This window comes from Opitutia bacterium ISCC 52 (assembly GCA_014529675.2).
GTDB lineage: Bacteria > Verrucomicrobiota > Verrucomicrobiia > Opitutales > UBA2995 > UBA2995.
In genome coordinates, this window is sequence record CP076040.1 from 1140503 (window position 1) to 1155820 (window position 15318).

Below are 15318 nucleotides of genomic sequence, written 5' to 3' on the forward strand. Positions count from 1 at the left end.
GGGCTACTGCATCCCTGCATTGCCGTACGTTATGTTAGGTTTACCAAGTTCGTTCCTTCAATAACTCCTCGATTCTCTCCAGAGACATGGGGAGGTCATCCTTTGTTTTTAACCAACCTTCAAAATCTTTTTCAATGTTCTCAGCCCAACGGGTGTCGATTTGGCCTGGGGTGTAGACTCCCGCCTTGAGTCGAGCAAAGCCAAACTCATCGCGAAGTTGAACGATTTCCGCTGTTTCTACAATTCTCTGAGCCAGGTGAGGAGGGATGACTATAACGCCTTCGCGTTTTCCCAGGATAACATCGCCGGGCATCACCACAGTATTGCCAATGTTGGTTGGGATGTTGATACCAGCAATGGTGGATGCCCAGTAATAGCCAGGATTCCAATTGCGGACGAATCCATTAAATCCTTCGATGGCTTCGAGCTGTTCCAGGTCGCGGATTTCACCATTAAACAACACACCGTTTCCGGATTTGGCGTAAATGGCATTGGCAAGATTTCCACCGATGATGGACCTCCCCCGGATGCACATGCTTCCAGCCGCGTTCGAACTGGTAATCATATCCTTCGTTTCGAAGGACCGACCACGCCTCCTCGATATTTACCTTCTTCATTCGCTCTATGATATCGTCTGGCACTTTGGGGCGACCGTCATCAAAGCGTTCGCCTGTCCAATCAGGTGTGTAAGCGATGAGTCGCTCCTTCGTCATTTTTAGCGGCATAGCCAAAGCTGCCTGACAGAGGAGGATAATAGGAATCAAGAGAAGTGTTAGTTTTTTTAGGGTCATGATTTTGGTTTTAAAAATTGGATATTGAGTTATGCCGACGCTTCAGCCTCTGCGTTTACGGCTTTGATGAGTGCTCCAAGATAACCGTAGCAAAAGGCAAAACCTTGGCTGCCATCCGGATCGTCCGGGTGCTTAGGTACATGGTCTGGCATGATCATGTGTTCGTATTGGACATCACGCAGGGATCGCATGACCTCGAGGAAGTCCATGTCACCATTATCCGGGTACACTTCCTGAAAGTTTCCCCAGCCGCCTTTGATGTTGCGCATGTGCACATTGAAGATTTGGTTTCGATTACCTGCGTAACGGATGAGTTCGTGGATTTCGGTATTCGGATCTACCATGCCTTCTGCGCAGGATCCCAGACAGAGATTGAAGCCGTGCATGGGGCTGTCTGACAAATTGGCAAAGCGCTTGATGCCGTGCATGATGTCGGGGCTGTTCCAGCGTGTGATTCCCTTGAAACCTTCTGGAAGCGGAGGATCGGCGATGTGGTTGCCGAGTTGGACGTTGTATTCTTCCGCTACTGGAAGTAGTCGATCGAGTAAGTAGACAATACGCTCGAATACGGTATCCGCATCGACCAAGCCAGCGTCTGTAAGGATCTTTGCTTGCTTCATGCCGATGGATTCGTCCCAGCTCGAGTAAGTGGCGTTCCCTCTCCCTACGGTGCGTTCGGTGCGGACGACGGGAAGGATGGTTGTGTTGTAAAGAAGCGCTCTGACACCTGTCTGTCCGGCGACGGAGATCATCTGTTGGATGAGCTCGATCTCACGATCCCGTTCCGGGCTTTTACCCAGCATAATATTCGGAACGCTCACTCGTTCGATACCTGCGGAACTGAGGGGTAGGTGATAGGCATCGATAGAAATGTCGTATTTGGCAGCCATCTCTACTCGCCGCTTGGCGTCGTCGATATCCCAGCCGACACCTTCGATGAACGTGGGTGCTTTACCATCGATGTTTTTGATGCCGTGGCGGGCTTTGAATTCCAACTCCTTGATGGTGACATCACCACGTTGGCAGCCGATGTGCATCTTGGCAGCTTTGATCTTGGTTTTGGCTGAAGACTGTGTGCAGGAGACAGCGGCTCCGCTAGCTGCGGCCGCTGCACCAGCGGTGAGTAATTTGGCAAACGTTCTACGTTTCATGTGTTTGGGGTATGATGTGTTGAAAGGTTTGGGGTTATGAGCCTGCTTGAGCTTCGGAGGCTTCCATGTCCTGTTTCCAGTTTCTGTAAATCGTTTTCAGCTCGTTAAATGTTTCGGGGTGGAAGTAGCGGAGGTCACGATGTTCGCCGGGGTCTTCATCCAGATTGAATAAGAATTCACCATACTCAATCTCGAAAAACTGTCTTCGGGAGAGGCGCTTTAAAGTGGGTGTCATAATAGGGTAGTGTGGGTTTCTGATTGAGAATTCAGGGGTAGAGGTACGGGATCACCGATATGGTCATTTCAGCGGTTGAGGTCTTGTAGGGCAACACTTTCCCATGGATAAACGTTGTTTAGTAAACCTGTAGTGGAGTCGGTTCTTGATGTTGGAGATGGCCGCCCTTAGATTTTCTCACCATTGTTCGATCTCATGAAACGCTTCTTTCCTCTACTCCTTTCTTTCCTCTGTCTTCTTTTTCTCAGCCAAGGGCTCTTTGCCACCGATGCTCACTACAAAATTGCACGACCGGATATGGAGTTCAAAATCTTTCAGTTCCCTCACGATGCCATGCCACGCATTGATGGAGATGCTTCAGACTGGGCCATCGTGCCGGATTCGTATGTCTACGATACAAGCTTGCTCAATGATACGGAAGATGGACATGGGACAGACATCGATCCAGAGGACCTAGACGTGAAGGTTACTGTTGGTTGGGTGAAAGGATTGAACCGACTCTATTTCCTTTATGAAGCCCACGATGACTATTGGGATTTCGGACGCTTTAATCCCAATGGTTACCTGAATGACATCTTTGAAATTGTCGTGGATGGAGATATGTCGGGTGGTGAGTTTATCAATAATCAGAACTTAATGGCTGGTCGACCATGGTCTGACGGTGGTCCTGAGGCGATTGAAAATTACACGCGCTTTGCCGGCAATCATGCCCAGAATTATCACATCTATACACCGATGGTAAATAATGCCTGGGTTTTGGTTTGGGGAGGTCAATCATGGATCTCAGAGTTTCCACATTCGAACTATGCCTTTGACTACGATTTTAAACACGGGGAAAGCGGGAAACTCGTATTAGAATGTTGGATCACTCCCTATGATTACGCGCCTTCATCGGGTCCTGAGAATGCCGTGGAATCTCAGCTCAAGGAGAACGAATTAATTGGCGTGTCCTGGTCGATCCTGGATTTCGACGGAGATAAGCGAGATGGTCATTACAATTTGGCCCACAATGTGTTGATGGTTAAAAATGCTGATTATGTATGTGGTTTTCGATTAATGCCTATCGAGCCTGAACTACAGCCTGATTTATATGCAGAATGGAACTATCAGTATGTAGACCAGGATCGCCGAGTGGTGGCTTTTCAGGATGAGTCGATCGGTGAGATTGATTCCTGGTATTGGGATTTTGGAGATGGTACGAGTTCCCAGGAACAACACCCTATTCACACCTTCAAGGAATCGAATATGCGGACAGTGATCACCTTAACGGTGAAAGGTGCAAAGGGGGAATCCAATCGAACACGCTATTGGGAAGTGTTGTTGAAGTAGAAGGTAACCACGAATGGACAAAAATGAACACGAATATCAATCAGACTAAACCTTAGATTTTTTTTTCATACAAATTCGTGTCAATTCGTGTGCATTCGTGGTTAATTTTTAACTAATGCTCTTTTCTCACCTCAACCAACTAGGATAGTTTTCCAGCCAGTGCTTCTTGGGATCGTAAGGGAACTTTTTGTCCGCGTCATAGATAATTTCCAAACCGAGTCCGGGGCCTTTGGGGACGTTGGCGTAACTGTTCTTTACGACGATGGGTTCCTTAAAGAGCCCGTTGCGGAAGGGGTTGTAGTGGCGGCAGGATTCGAGCGCTTGATAGTTGGGAATCGCTGCTACTAGATGGATATTGGACATCCAGGTTAATCCACCGTGCCAGTTGTGGGGAACGCAGGGTTTGCCATGGAGATGGGCATGTTGTGAGATGTAACAACCTTCACTGAGTCCAGTGGTGTCGCAATCGGGTTGAACGATGTCATAGGCACCGGATTCGATCCAGTCTTTGAATTCAAATCGATCGGTCATGGTCTCTCTTCCGGATATGGGCACACCATTGGCGGCCTCGCGCACTTGCTGATGCCAACGAATGGCACGATCGATGTCTTCCGGTTGGCCACTGCGGCCACCGCGTACACGACCCCAGCGATCGACGGGTTCTTCGATCCAATGAAATTTTAATTCTGCTAGTTTGGGAACCAACTCCAGTGCTTGGTCGATACGAACCCGCATATTAAATTCGTGTATGAGTTCAAAATCATCACCCAGCGCATCGCGTAATTTTTCGAGAAAGGGCAAATACTTCTGAATCGTCATGTTTCGCTCGAAATGTTCGGCGAAACGAAACTTCATGGCATAGAAACCTTCTTCTTTGTAACCAAGAGCTTCGTCGATGAGATCTTCCGGACGCTTGTCAAAATCCCAAATGGTGCCGCAACTTGCGTAGTGCTTGATACGGGTTCTTGGTTTGGTATTGGTTGCCAGTAATTCGTAGACCGGCTTGTTCTTTGCCTTACCGATTATGTCCCAGCAAGCGACATTGACGCCGGCCCAGGCCATGGCTTTGTTGCGTTCGCGGTGACTGGGTGCGATCACCTCCACATCGAATGGGTTCTTGCCCACCAGTTGTGGTTTGATGTGTGTCTCGGTATACTCTTTGACAAATTCCGGGCCACCGTAAGGGCTGGGGCCGCCAATGCCGATGATTCCCTGGTCGGTTTCAATTTCGGTCAGGATGGTGACGCCTACGCCGTACTACCATTTTTTAAGTGGGTAGTCGCAGGAGAACAAGCGGACGCGGACATCGGTTATTTTAATATTTTCCCGTTCAATGCCATCGAGGGGATTATTGCGTTCGTGATTGCTGTGAGAGGCAGCAAAGGATGAGGATTTGGATCCGGCCAAAAGACCGGCAGTGCCAAGGGCTGTTGACCCAAGGAAGGAACGTCTTGAGAGACTCATATTCGGGGTGGGGTAGGAGTTTATGAATGCTCAAAAAGGAATGAGATTTTTGGACCTCATCTACCTCGAAGCAGTCAATTAATGTGTGTATTCTTTTTAGCCTCCTTAGCTAAAACGGTCAACGGCAAAGAGGAATACTAGTGGAATATCTCTATTCGTAATTGCTTTCTCAAATATATCCGATGATGGCTTTGATCGAATTATAAGAAGCCCAGATCGAGAGGCAGAAGAGGAAGGCCATGACTGCGTGCTCCCACCAACGGTTTTTGAAATTGGTTCCGATGAAGGACTTTTTCGAAGTCATCAGCCAGATACCACCTGACAGCACCGGAAGAACAATGACCCCTGCAGCGTTGACGATTATCGTCAGGGCAACAAAGCCGGGTGTGCCGGGAAGCATCCAGACCAACGGCGAAAAAATGGTCCACAGAGCAACGATTTTGAAGATGCGTGTAGTTTCAGGTTTAATTTGTTCACGATCTTTCTTCCTAAGAGATGATGCATCTTGAACCAAGTAGCCAAAGCCCAAGGCATCTCCAAGCACGGAGCTGAATAGAGCTCCAAATACACCGAGGTAAAAAATAATCTCTCCCCATCGACCGAGTGTGGTCTTTAATAAGTTGGCTAAATCTTCAATCGAGCCGACCGTTTGACCGGTAGGGTGAAGGATCTCGGCACCAATCGTCCATACAGCCAGGTCGAGAACGATTAGGACACAGACTCCAAACGCCAGGTCGTAGAGTTGCAATTTACGATACTTGGGACCATTCCACTTTTTCTTTTTGATGAAGTAGGGGTAAAACAAGTTGGTGATGGATCCTCCCACCGCCCCGATAAGAGAAGTGACAACCAACAAGACTCCGAAGGAACCTTTGTCCTCAGGTAGTGAAAAAAGGAATACACCTTTTGCCGCTTCGACTGGATTCGGACCACTCCAGAGGGCGACGCCCATGAGAGAGAGGCTGAGCAACGCTAGGATAATATAGAAAACAAATTCGATGCGGTCGAATGCACCTTTGAACATCAGAAGAGCTGCGACGCACATCCACAAGGTCGCCCAAACCCAAGGAGGACCTCCACCGAAGATCTGGTTACTGGCTTCGCCAATCCCTTTTACGAAATAGGCGCCGTAGAAGTGACCGAGGATGATGGCAACCGCAGCGATGAAGATGGGCATCACTGGGTGGATGCGATTGAAGCCTTCCATCACTGATTCGTTGTGCTGATTGCAAAGCTGGTACTTCGCCAAGATGGATACAAAAATGAAGCGAACGCTCAAGGCGAGCGCCATGGCCCACATCAAGGCGTAACCATAGTTGCCTCCAGCGACGGCTGCGTCTACCAGATCACCGCCTCCCAACCAAGTGAGAGCAATGACGATGCCTGGCCCCATGGAGCGCAAGTACTGCCAGAATGTTTTAGGTACAGGAGGCGCGTCGTTGGTATCAGTCATTTGGGGTATTCGAGGAAGAATACCCAATGTGGCAGCTATGTCAGCGGGTTGCCACTACTTTTTCCTTTTGAATTCCGTGGAAGCAGTTGCCTGCTTTGTTACCAGCACTACCCAATCTTCGTCTGTATGGGACGGTGGTTTCCCAAGGGAAACCTTTTTGCCGGCCGTTACAGATTTGACGGATTCATTCAATAGCTTTCCACCTTCGCGTGGGTTGTACCACTTGACCGAATACTTGCCTTGGGCTTCGCGTAAATCGATATCGGTGGTGCCGCCTTCGAGCAAGTAAACCACATAGACTTCGTCTTCACGACCGAGGCAGAAACGGGTGTTCTCGTTGGCTGAATTACCGACCAGCTCGTTGCGGTTGCGCATGCGCCAGAAGGGGATGTCGTTATCATAGAAAAAGTTGATGGCGTAACCACAGTAAGTCCAACTCAAGTCGCGACTGCGGAAGTCTTCAGCGAGAAGATCATTTTGCGGTAATTGATATCCGAAATAGTATTCTACTCCGGCACCGCCCGCCATGAGATTACCCCATAGTGTGTATTTACGGATGTGATGAACATTGTATTTTCCGAATCCGTCATCGGTGCCCCATCCATCAAATCCATTGTATCCGGGATCAGGTGGGACGCCTTGATTGGCAGGATTTTGCTCATCGTTGGCTACGACCCATGGTTTACCAGCAGCCTTGGAAGCTTCCACCCAGCGCAGGGTTTGTTGATGAACTTTGTGCCAGGGGTTCTGCAAGGATGTGCCCGTTAAAACAGATTTGTGTCCAATGAGAGAACGGTAGACTTGTTCCTGCTGGCTGGGGAAGGAGTGAATGACGATGTTGTGGTCGTAGGGATCCATGTTGAGGATATACTCGGACATCGCATTTTGTTCTTCGTAACTCTGAGTATTCTCTTCTCCCAGGTTCCAGTTAAGAGCGAGGTTGTGGCTGTAGCGAGCAATGAGCTCACGTAGATACAGTTTTCTTTCCGGACCCATCGCACCGCCGTCCAAGGATTCGGGGATAATGACTGCATCTTTCTTTGAGCCGCGACGGTTGTCATCGAGTTCGTTCTCCTGAAGTTTGAAGTGAAGATAAATGCCTTTGGCCTGAGCGTGTGAGAATACGATGCCCCACTGATCGAGCTTGGAAACGTCGTAGTGGAACTTGGTGTCACGTTGTACAAACGGCCAGATGTTGTCTCCGTCGCCACCCGCATTGTAGGTGAGGAAGGAGAACGCGTTAACTCCTTTCGAAGAGAGGTAGTTCATGGCGCCGATGATGTTCTTACCTTTGCCATTCTGCCAGGTTGGGTCGCCCTTTTCGTAATCCTGTGCATGAGGTGCCCAGGTCTTTAAGGGGACCTTAGATTTAAGGGCTACGGTGTCATCGAAATCCGTATAGGCGAGAATGGTCTCCGGAGCATCGGGTCCGGCCTTGAGATAAAAGTCCCCTGACCCAGCAAAGCGGAGGTAGTGTCCACCCACATATTCGAGCCGACCCTTGGCACGGAAGTCGATGCCTTCTTTGTCGGTTTCCTCGATATCGAAATAGCCGTGGGCGCCGTGGTAGGGCTTCAGGTAGGAATCCACGGATGGATCGAGGGCTGCGTTGTCGCCTTTTACAAAGGATACGCGGTAGCTCCAAGTCCCAGCCTTGTCGGGGGATAGATGAGCTCGCCAGTGGTAACCGGCCTCAGCAGAGGTTTCGGCGGCCATACCGTCTCCAGCGAAGTAGCCAGGGACGGTGTAGACGGGCACGCCCGACTCATGGGCGAACGTGACATACATGCTGTAGTCGATAAAAGGATTGGGCTTGTTGTCTCGTTCGTGCACCCAGGGACCGCGTTGAGTGAGCATAACATTGTGCCAGGTTTTGAGTTCACCCGAAATAGTTACCTTGCCGTCACCATCTTTGCCTCGGGGTTGAACGAGGTCGGGGCCGGTTTGTTCGAAGGTTTGCTTGGAAGCAGCCACAGTTTGAGCGCGGCCTGGATCCACCTCGCGAGTGGAAAGGACCACCTTTGCCCAACGTCCGCGCGTGCTAGTGGTTGGAGTGGTATAATGGACACGAGACTTCACTTCGATGATCTCGCCCTCGTTGATGTTCACTCCGCCCCAGACGGCTGTGTAGCGTGGACCCGTTTCAGTGGTTTGCTGTGAAACGGGTGCGGTAAAAATGCCGACAGAACGACCGCCGATAAGCACCTCGTAATTTGAGGAACCATCGTTTTCGCCCACCGTGTGTAGCTCGACAGTGAATCTGGCATTGCCAGCCGGAACCGTGGTCTTGGCGGAGGCGTTGCGATGACCCTTACTTGGATCGATGGCCAGCCATTTGTCTTGGTCGACGTAGTAATTGCTACCTTCGATATCGAAGTCGGTAGCGTTGAGTAAGTGCTCTGTTTGGCCTGAGAGTCCTAGATTCGTCAGGATGCCCAGAACCATGAGTGAGAAGAGTAGTTTGATCTTCATAGTAAAAACTTAAGGGTATAGTGTTAATCTCAACTGGTCAGACCATTTGGAGGTTGGTCAAAAAATCAAGCTTTGGTTGGCATTTTCTGCAAAAATAGTGGGGTAGATGTCTTCCAGACCTTTGATGGCAGCCGGAAGAATGAATTTGTCTTTCTGCCATTTATTGGAAGTGACGCCGTGATGTTCAGTGTCGGAACCAGAGATCATGGATTTCCAGTTGGGCGAGCTGGATGTAGGAAGCACGCCTCTGGCGGTCAATGTGTAGGCACCGCTTTTCATGATACTGTCCATGATTGGTGTAGGGGAATTCTTAATACCGTCAGGGCTCATGCCATCGATGCCGATGACGATTACACGTTTGGCGGAGAGGGGATTATCCTGAGGTTTTTGGCTACAAGCGGTGAAGCATAAGGCGGCCACAGATGAAAAGGTAAGAATGGTTCGGAGCTTCATAGTGGGAGTAATAGAGTTTCTGGGGTGAAACTTGGAGACGTTATCGCGGGAAGGTCAAAGGCGCTTCTATGGTCGCGTTACAAGGATCGCTCAAAGAAAACTTCTCAGTTGCCTATGGGAGGGGGGCCGTCTGGAACTATCCCTTCATAGACGTAATCACCTTTGCGTTCCTTAAACTCGGCTTTGATCTCTTTGACCTTCTCTGGGTTTTCATAGAGATCGACCATGGTCATCGACATGGTCTTGGCTGCGTGAAGCATTCCTTTGTGCCCGATAGACATGCCTCCACAGGCGGCGACTGCCCAGGAGTGCCAGGGGGTGTCTTTGGGGGCCACGGTTGCTGTCATTCTTAGTACGGGTAAAATAAAACTAACATCTCCCACATCGGTCGATCCACCACTGGGATGTTTTTGGGTTTCTTCCAAGGGAGTTATGCTGGCATCCAGTCCTACCTCTGGTTTTCCCGTCGCTTTTTGGATGGCCTTGGCAAAAGCGATTTCTTCGTCGGTGTATTGGATAGGGCCGAGGAACTCCAGATTGGCTTGCGTGAGCGCTCCACCGGTTCGATTGGGGAGCACTTCGTGGATTCCTGAAACGAGTGAGACCTTGTGTTCTACATTGGCCAGAATGGCTGCACCTTCGGCCATTTCCGCTACTCGATTCCATACTTCGACCATGCCGTCTCGTTTGGAATCCCGAACTCGAACCCAGATGCGAGCATAGTCGGGAACCACATTCACAACCTCACCGGCAACTTTGATATCATAATGAATACGAACCGTTGGTTTCACGTGTTCGCGGTAGTAGTTAATTCCGGAGGCATAGAGCTCGAGTGCGTCGGAGGCATCCCGTCCGTTCCAGGGGTCAGCAGCTGCATGAGCCGCTTGTCCGAAAAATTCCACTTCGAAATCGACCATGGCAAGGGAGCTTTGTACGTGAGCTTTCGTTTCCGCGTTTGGATGCCAATCCATGACCACATCCACGTCGTTAAATAATCCCGCCCGAATCATCCAGAGCTTTCCGAAGAATTGTTCTTCTGCCGGTGTTCCGTAAAAGCGAATAGTTCCTTCGAGCTCGCCGGCCTCTATGAGCTCCTTGATGGCGACGGCGGCACCCAGGGATGCCGTTCCAAACATGTTATGCCCACATCCATGACCTGCACCTCCTTCTTCGAGGACGCTTTTAAACGGAACGGCTTTTTGAGACAAGCCGGGCAGGGCATCGAACTCTCCGAGGATTCCAATGATGGGTTTGCCTGATCCATATTCGGCCACAAACGCGGTCGGTGTCTCAGCTACCCCTCGGGTGACTCGAAAATCATTTTGCTCTGCGTAGGTAGCGAGAGCTTCCGAAGATCGATTCTCCTTAAAAGCAGTTTCTGCGTAGGCCCAAATACGGTCACTGATATCAATCAGGTTTTCCGTATTGGTATCAATGGAATCGATGACCGCTTGTTTGTGCGGGTGATCGTGTGTCCTCGCAAATCCGACTGAATCGGTAAAGATGATTGAGAGAGTAAGAATTGAACGAATAGAGAAGAGCATCCGTGCATTATCAGGCAGAGTACTTGCTCTGTCAATTTTCCTAGAGACAAGGGCAGTGACACCCTATGACGAAACTTTCTAGAGCTCTTTGATCTTCAAGTTGCGGAACCATACACGGTGGCCGTGATCCTGAAGAGCGATATGGCCTTCTCCAAGTGTTGCGAAGTCTTCCCACTTACTGAACTTGGCGTTGGCGATCTGTTCGTTCCATTTTACGCTGTGCATTTCGTATTCCGTGGTTTTCACACCATTGAGCCAATACTCGACGTGGTTGCCTTGAACGACAATGCGGCTTTCATTCCACTCGCCAATGGGTTTGGTTTCGTCGCTTGCGGCAGCTTCAATCGCATAATTCGAAGCCGTGTGCTCTTTCGGGCCCACGGGCTCTCCTTTGCCGGATCGAAAACCAAAGTTGTCTAATACCTGGTACTCAGGGCCGGTGAGGTAAGGCTGTTTGGGACCTTCTCCAACATGAAACATCACTCCTGAGTTGGTACCTTCTTCGACCTTCCACTCGAAGTGTAGGTCGAAGTCATCGTATCGGGCTTCAGTAATTATATTTACGTGGGGGCTTTTCTTTGGACGTCCGACCAAGTGTAGTACGCCACCTTCTTCGGCAACCCAAACTCCTTCGATAGAGACACCATTATAGCCACGCCAGCCATTGAGCGTTTTGCCGTCAAAAAGGGAGGTCCATTCATCGTTGTTGCTCGATGCCTGGTTTTCAGGTGCTTTCGTGCAAGCGCTTAAGGAGAGGAACAAACAGGCAACGGATAATAGGTAGTATTTATACATGTGACTTAGGGGGGATAATGTTAGGATCCAAAATGTGAGGAGATTATGAGCTCATAGCAATTTTGAAATCAGTTCCTGAAAACTTGGTAAAAATATGTAAATGTCAGGCACACAATTGTGTCGAAGAGACTCTGGCATAGCTTATTCGTTATGTTTCTAAATTCGATAAACAGTAAGACTACGCAGGCTCAACGGGGCTTTACCCTCGTCGAGATCATGATCGTGGTGACCATAATCGGTTTATTGGCAGCCATGTCTATTCCGGCGTTCAAGCGTGTACGAGATCGCGCGCAGGCGAGTCGAGTTGCAAATGACTTTCGAATTTTTACGGACGCATTTCAAATGTATGCGTTGGACAATGGCACATACCCACCAGACAACACCAAAGGTGTGGTTCCTGATGGAATGGACGATTATTTGGACACAAACGTTTGGACTGAAGAAACTCCCATCGGTGGAAACTATAATTGGGAGATGGGCGTCCAGGGCGTTCAGGCCGCTGTGTCAGTTCAGAGCGTGACTGTTGATAATGATGTCCTAATTCTCATAGACAACATGATGGACGATGGAGATTTATCGAACGGCATTGTTAGATCGCGCGGTGGCGAAGGTGTCATGTTGGTCATTGAGGGAAACTGAAGATCTAAACGCCAAGTCCTAGTCGTAACGACTTAACCGCCACTCAGCCTCTTAACGGCTCTGGCAGCTTTACCCCATATGTTCTTACCATGCAGGAAAGTATTGGCATTATCCATCTTCAGGGCCCGATCCTCTTAAATCTTGCCCCAAAAGTGAAGGTTTCTCCTAACAGCCTGTTCTTTGTCTACAGAAAATATGTAGTGGGACTGTTGTAGAATTCGATTTTCAGAAAGCTCCTCCAAGTCTTTGTCATCAGGGAAGAACGGTTCCTGTAATATTTTAGAAATCTGTGAGGGATCATTCTCCAGGGACATTATATGATCCACGATTTCATCAAGCGATTGGTAATTGTGGCAATTGATAAAGCGTTTCGAATTGAACTCTCTTCCTATATCGGGATTGCACCAGTAAATAGGTATAGTATCTGCAGCTAATGCGTGGATGAGTTTTTCGGTTGTATAACTTTTGGTTGAAGCATTTTCGCAAGCGATTGAAAATCGGTATTCTTTTTGAAATTCGATTTTGGGTTTGGTCCAATCGCCCCTATATGCATCACCAATCTGTTCATCGATATTTCTTAAGTGCGCACCTGCCGAATCAACTTTTTTAGTTGTATGAAGTTTTTCAAAGAGGTGATCCCTGAATGGATGCCCAATTTTATTTGAGTAAATGAAATTGCCGAACCTAGGTGGGAGATCTTCCACATTTGATTCGCTGGTTCTAGATCGCCTTCGTTTTAGTAAATCTTTGTATTGATCGTAGAGGAGGTATTTGGGAAGTCGTTGATAGCGATCCTCGAAATCTAACCAATGGTAGCCAAATGAAAAATCGCATAGATTGAAATCGGGGATTTCGTTTTCTCCGGGTAAATAGATTCGTATGCAGTCCTCATAGTTTAAGAAATCAAATCCGAAGGTTCCATAGATCACATAGTCCGGTTTGTCCTGATCGATCTCGATGTCGAATCGTTTTCTAAGCAGTGCCTATATCCTAACCGGATTGAATGGTCCTGGGTAATCAGTAAATGCTATTCGTACGGGATTCATAGTATGAGTGGCAGGTCGAATTTGCAGTTATTTCAACCCGATTTTGGTATCGAATTTTGCTTGGGATTGATTTGGTTAAGGAAAGGCTATCGGAAGCACAGCTGATACGACACCATGATAGTTTAGATTAGCTGGTTGTGTCACCAGGGTTGTGTGAACACAGTCATTTATTTATCTGGGCTCTCACATTTATATTTTATTCAACGTTTTAATTATACCCATGGCTAGTGTTGCAACCTAGCCTGAATCGTTCGAACTTCCAGTATCCATGTAGGCTCCGTGGTAGATGGGCTGTGATCAGATTCAGAAGTGAATCTGTTAAGAAATCCAGGAAAGCCATTAGATTCAGAGCCTGAACGAGTTTATGGCTAAAACGTATCCATAATTTTATGAATGCTCCTTTATTGCGGAAAACGATTTTTTAGTCAATGCTTCCCCGGGGTTGTTTGTTTGTTTGTTTGTGATCCGTGGGGCTCCGCTGCTTGGTATAAAGATCCTGTAATGGATCATGGGTACAGAAGATTGGCCTTCTTATTCGTCTCTTAAGTCGTAGCAAATGAGACGTGAACCCATGGTTGTTTGGTTCACGAATAGCAGGCCTTTACTTACGGTGGGTATGCCCCAGGTTTCCGGTGCATGGAATAGTTGAGTTTCAGATAAGATCTTTGCTCCTTTTGGTGACAGGTCTAACCAAAGCAGCGTACCTTGAGCGCCAATACATAAGAAAGCGCCATCGACCCAAATTAAACCGGCACGTCCTAGCCGTGCATCTTTGAGTTGGATGCCGTCTCGCCAGAGCTCTTTCCCCGATTCAATTTCGTAGCAGACAATTTCGGTTCCGCCGGATCCACTTACTCCGTATAAATAACCTTCGTGGGCCACGGGAGTTGTAAATTGACTTTTGAATCTAGGCGCCTTCCAGCGCAAAGTTCCTTCGCCATCCGGCTTGAGTTCTATTAGGGCTCCGCCTTCTGTATAGCTTTCCGAAATGAATACCGCATTGTCGACCACGACCGGAGAAGCGGCATTGACGGAAGCAAATGCTCTTGCCCTCCAGGGGAATGCGGATTCGAGATTTCCATTGCCTGGATTTATACTAAGCAAGCCTCCGGTAGGTGGCCTTACCATTCCACCTGCAAAGACAAGTATGCGTTTTTCTCCATGAATAGTAGCAGGTACGGGAGAGGCATAGCCTGCATGCCAGTCGTATTCTGTGCTCCAGATTAACTTTCCTGTACGTTTGTTGAGGCTGACGACCGAGTAATCGCCGCCCGCATTTATTATTAATTGGTCTTCGAATATTAAAGGGCAACTACCGCGGCCAAAGAAAAGAGGAGCCGTGCCAAATTCCTGATCGAGCTTCATATTCCATTTGATTTCCCCTGATTTAAGGTCGAAACAAAATAGGTCTCCTCGTACCCCAACTGTGAATACGAGGTCTTCATCTATCAATGGGCCAACTCTTGGCGCATCGCCTACGCCATAGTTTGAGCCTAACTCGACAGGATAATCATATTTCCAATATCGTTTCCCTGTTTCGGGGTGAAGGCACTCAATTGTCTCTTTGCCTTTCAATTCATGGATCATGACCAAGTAGTCGCCAGAGACTGCAATGGGGGCGTGGCCGTTTCCTTTTTCGACTTCCCATACCTTTTGTGGGCCCGTGGGTGGAAACGACTTTAGCAGCTTGGTTTCCTTCGAGTGTAAATCGTGATTCGGTCCCAGGAATCGTGGCCACGTGTCTGTTGCGGCCTCCGAGGAAATGGCTTTAGGAGGAGCAAAATAGCTAAGTCGGTCGAACGATTCAGGCGTTGCCGAGGCGATGTGGACAACGATGATTAGTATGAAAACGGTTGCTGCTTTGAAAGATATGAACTGCGCCATGAATCAGGAAATGATTTCAGGATGAGACTGTAGCTTGCGTTGGATTAAAACGAGATTAAGTA

General features: G+C 48.6%; 13 protein-coding genes and 2 pseudogenes. 3 read left to right on the plus strand and 12 right to left on the minus strand.

The window, feature by feature from the left end; genetic code table 11:
• Window positions 1–40: 40 nt before the first annotated feature.
• The 3 genes and pseudogenes from GA003_04925 to GA003_04935 form a co-directional block, all read right to left on the minus strand.
• A pseudogene (locus GA003_04925) lies at window positions 41–713 on the minus strand (RraA family protein).
• Between the two features lie 107 nt (window positions 714–820).
• Complete coding sequence (locus tag GA003_04930; protein ID QXD29322.1) at window positions 821–1942, minus strand: mannonate dehydratase; 1122 nt, start codon at window positions 1940–1942, stop codon at window positions 821–823.
• 34 nt (window positions 1943–1976) lie between these two features.
• Entirely contained in the window at window positions 1977–2177 is a 201-nt protein-coding gene (locus GA003_04935; protein QXD29323.1) for a hypothetical protein, read from the minus strand.
• Between the two features lie 333 nt (window positions 2178–2510).
• On the opposite strand from GA003_04935, the gene GA003_04940 reads away from it, so the two are divergent.
• Window positions 2511–3506, plus strand: coding sequence for a PKD domain-containing protein (locus GA003_04940; protein QXD30343.1), 996 nt, complete (start codon window positions 2511–2513; stop codon window positions 3504–3506).
• A gap of 126 nt (window positions 3507–3632) precedes the next feature.
• Here the strand turns inward: GA003_04940 and GA003_04945 are convergent, their stop codons facing one another.
• On the minus strand, window positions 3633–4631 hold the full coding sequence (locus GA003_04945) for a mandelate racemase/muconate lactonizing enzyme family protein (GenBank protein ID QXD29324.1): 999 nt from the start codon (window positions 4629–4631) through the stop codon (window positions 3633–3635).
• Window positions 4632–4646: 15 nt separating this feature from the next.
• Between GA003_04945 and GA003_04950 the strand changes: the two genes are divergently transcribed.
• Window positions 4647–4895 carry a hypothetical protein gene (locus tag GA003_04950; protein QXD29325.1) on the plus strand — a complete coding sequence of 83 codons (249 nt, stop codon included), beginning with the start codon at window positions 4647–4649 and terminating at the stop codon, window positions 4893–4895.
• 244 nt (window positions 4896–5139) lie between these two features.
• Here GA003_04950 and GA003_04955 read toward each other — a convergent pair whose 3' ends face one another.
• The 5 genes from GA003_04955 to GA003_04975 all read right to left on the minus strand — a co-directional run bounded on the left by GA003_04955 (window position 5140) and on the right by GA003_04975 (window position 11687).
• Window positions 5140–6423 carry an Nramp family divalent metal transporter gene (locus GA003_04955; protein ID QXD29326.1) on the minus strand — a complete coding sequence of 428 codons (1284 nt, stop codon included), beginning with the start codon at window positions 6421–6423 and terminating at the stop codon, window positions 5140–5142.
• A 54-nt stretch (window positions 6424–6477) separates the two neighbouring features.
• On the minus strand, window positions 6478–8868 hold the full coding sequence (locus tag GA003_04960; protein ID QXD30344.1) for a DUF5060 domain-containing protein: 2391 nt from the start codon (window positions 8866–8868) through the stop codon (window positions 6478–6480).
• An 84-nt stretch (window positions 8869–8952) separates the two neighbouring features.
• Window positions 8953–9348 (minus strand): alkaline phosphatase family protein, encoded by a 396-nt coding sequence (locus GA003_04965; protein QXD29327.1) that lies wholly within the window; start codon window positions 9346–9348, stop codon window positions 8953–8955.
• A 104-nt stretch (window positions 9349–9452) separates the two neighbouring features.
• Window positions 9453–10892: an amidohydrolase gene (locus GA003_04970; protein QXD29328.1), complete on the minus strand. Its 1440-nt coding sequence runs from the start codon at window positions 10890–10892 to the stop codon at window positions 9453–9455.
• Between the two features lie 78 nt (window positions 10893–10970).
• Window positions 10971–11687, minus strand: coding sequence for a DUF1080 domain-containing protein (locus GA003_04975; GenBank protein ID QXD29329.1), 717 nt, complete (start codon window positions 11685–11687; stop codon window positions 10971–10973).
• 150 nt (window positions 11688–11837) lie between these two features.
• Between GA003_04975 and GA003_04980 the strand changes: the two genes are divergently transcribed.
• Window positions 11838–12326, plus strand: a complete 489-nt coding sequence (locus GA003_04980; GenBank protein QXD29330.1) for a type II secretion system GspH family protein — start codon at window positions 11838–11840, stop codon at window positions 12324–12326.
• A gap of 134 nt (window positions 12327–12460) precedes the next feature.
• On the opposite strand, the gene GA003_04985 is transcribed toward GA003_04980, so the two are convergent.
• The 3 genes and pseudogenes from GA003_04985 to GA003_04995 form a co-directional block, all read right to left on the minus strand.
• The gene (locus GA003_04985; protein QXD29331.1) at window positions 12461–13030 is read right to left on the minus strand and encodes a hypothetical protein; all 570 of its coding nucleotides are present in this window, start codon (window positions 13028–13030) and stop codon (window positions 12461–12463) included.
• 54 nt (window positions 13031–13084) lie between these two features.
• Window positions 13085–13306, minus strand: a pseudogene (locus GA003_04990) (hypothetical protein).
• A 597-nt stretch (window positions 13307–13903) separates the two neighbouring features.
• Window positions 13904–15256, minus strand: coding sequence for a PQQ-like beta-propeller repeat protein (locus tag GA003_04995; protein ID QXD29332.1), 1353 nt, complete (start codon window positions 15254–15256; stop codon window positions 13904–13906).
• Window positions 15257–15318: the final 62 nt, after the last annotated feature.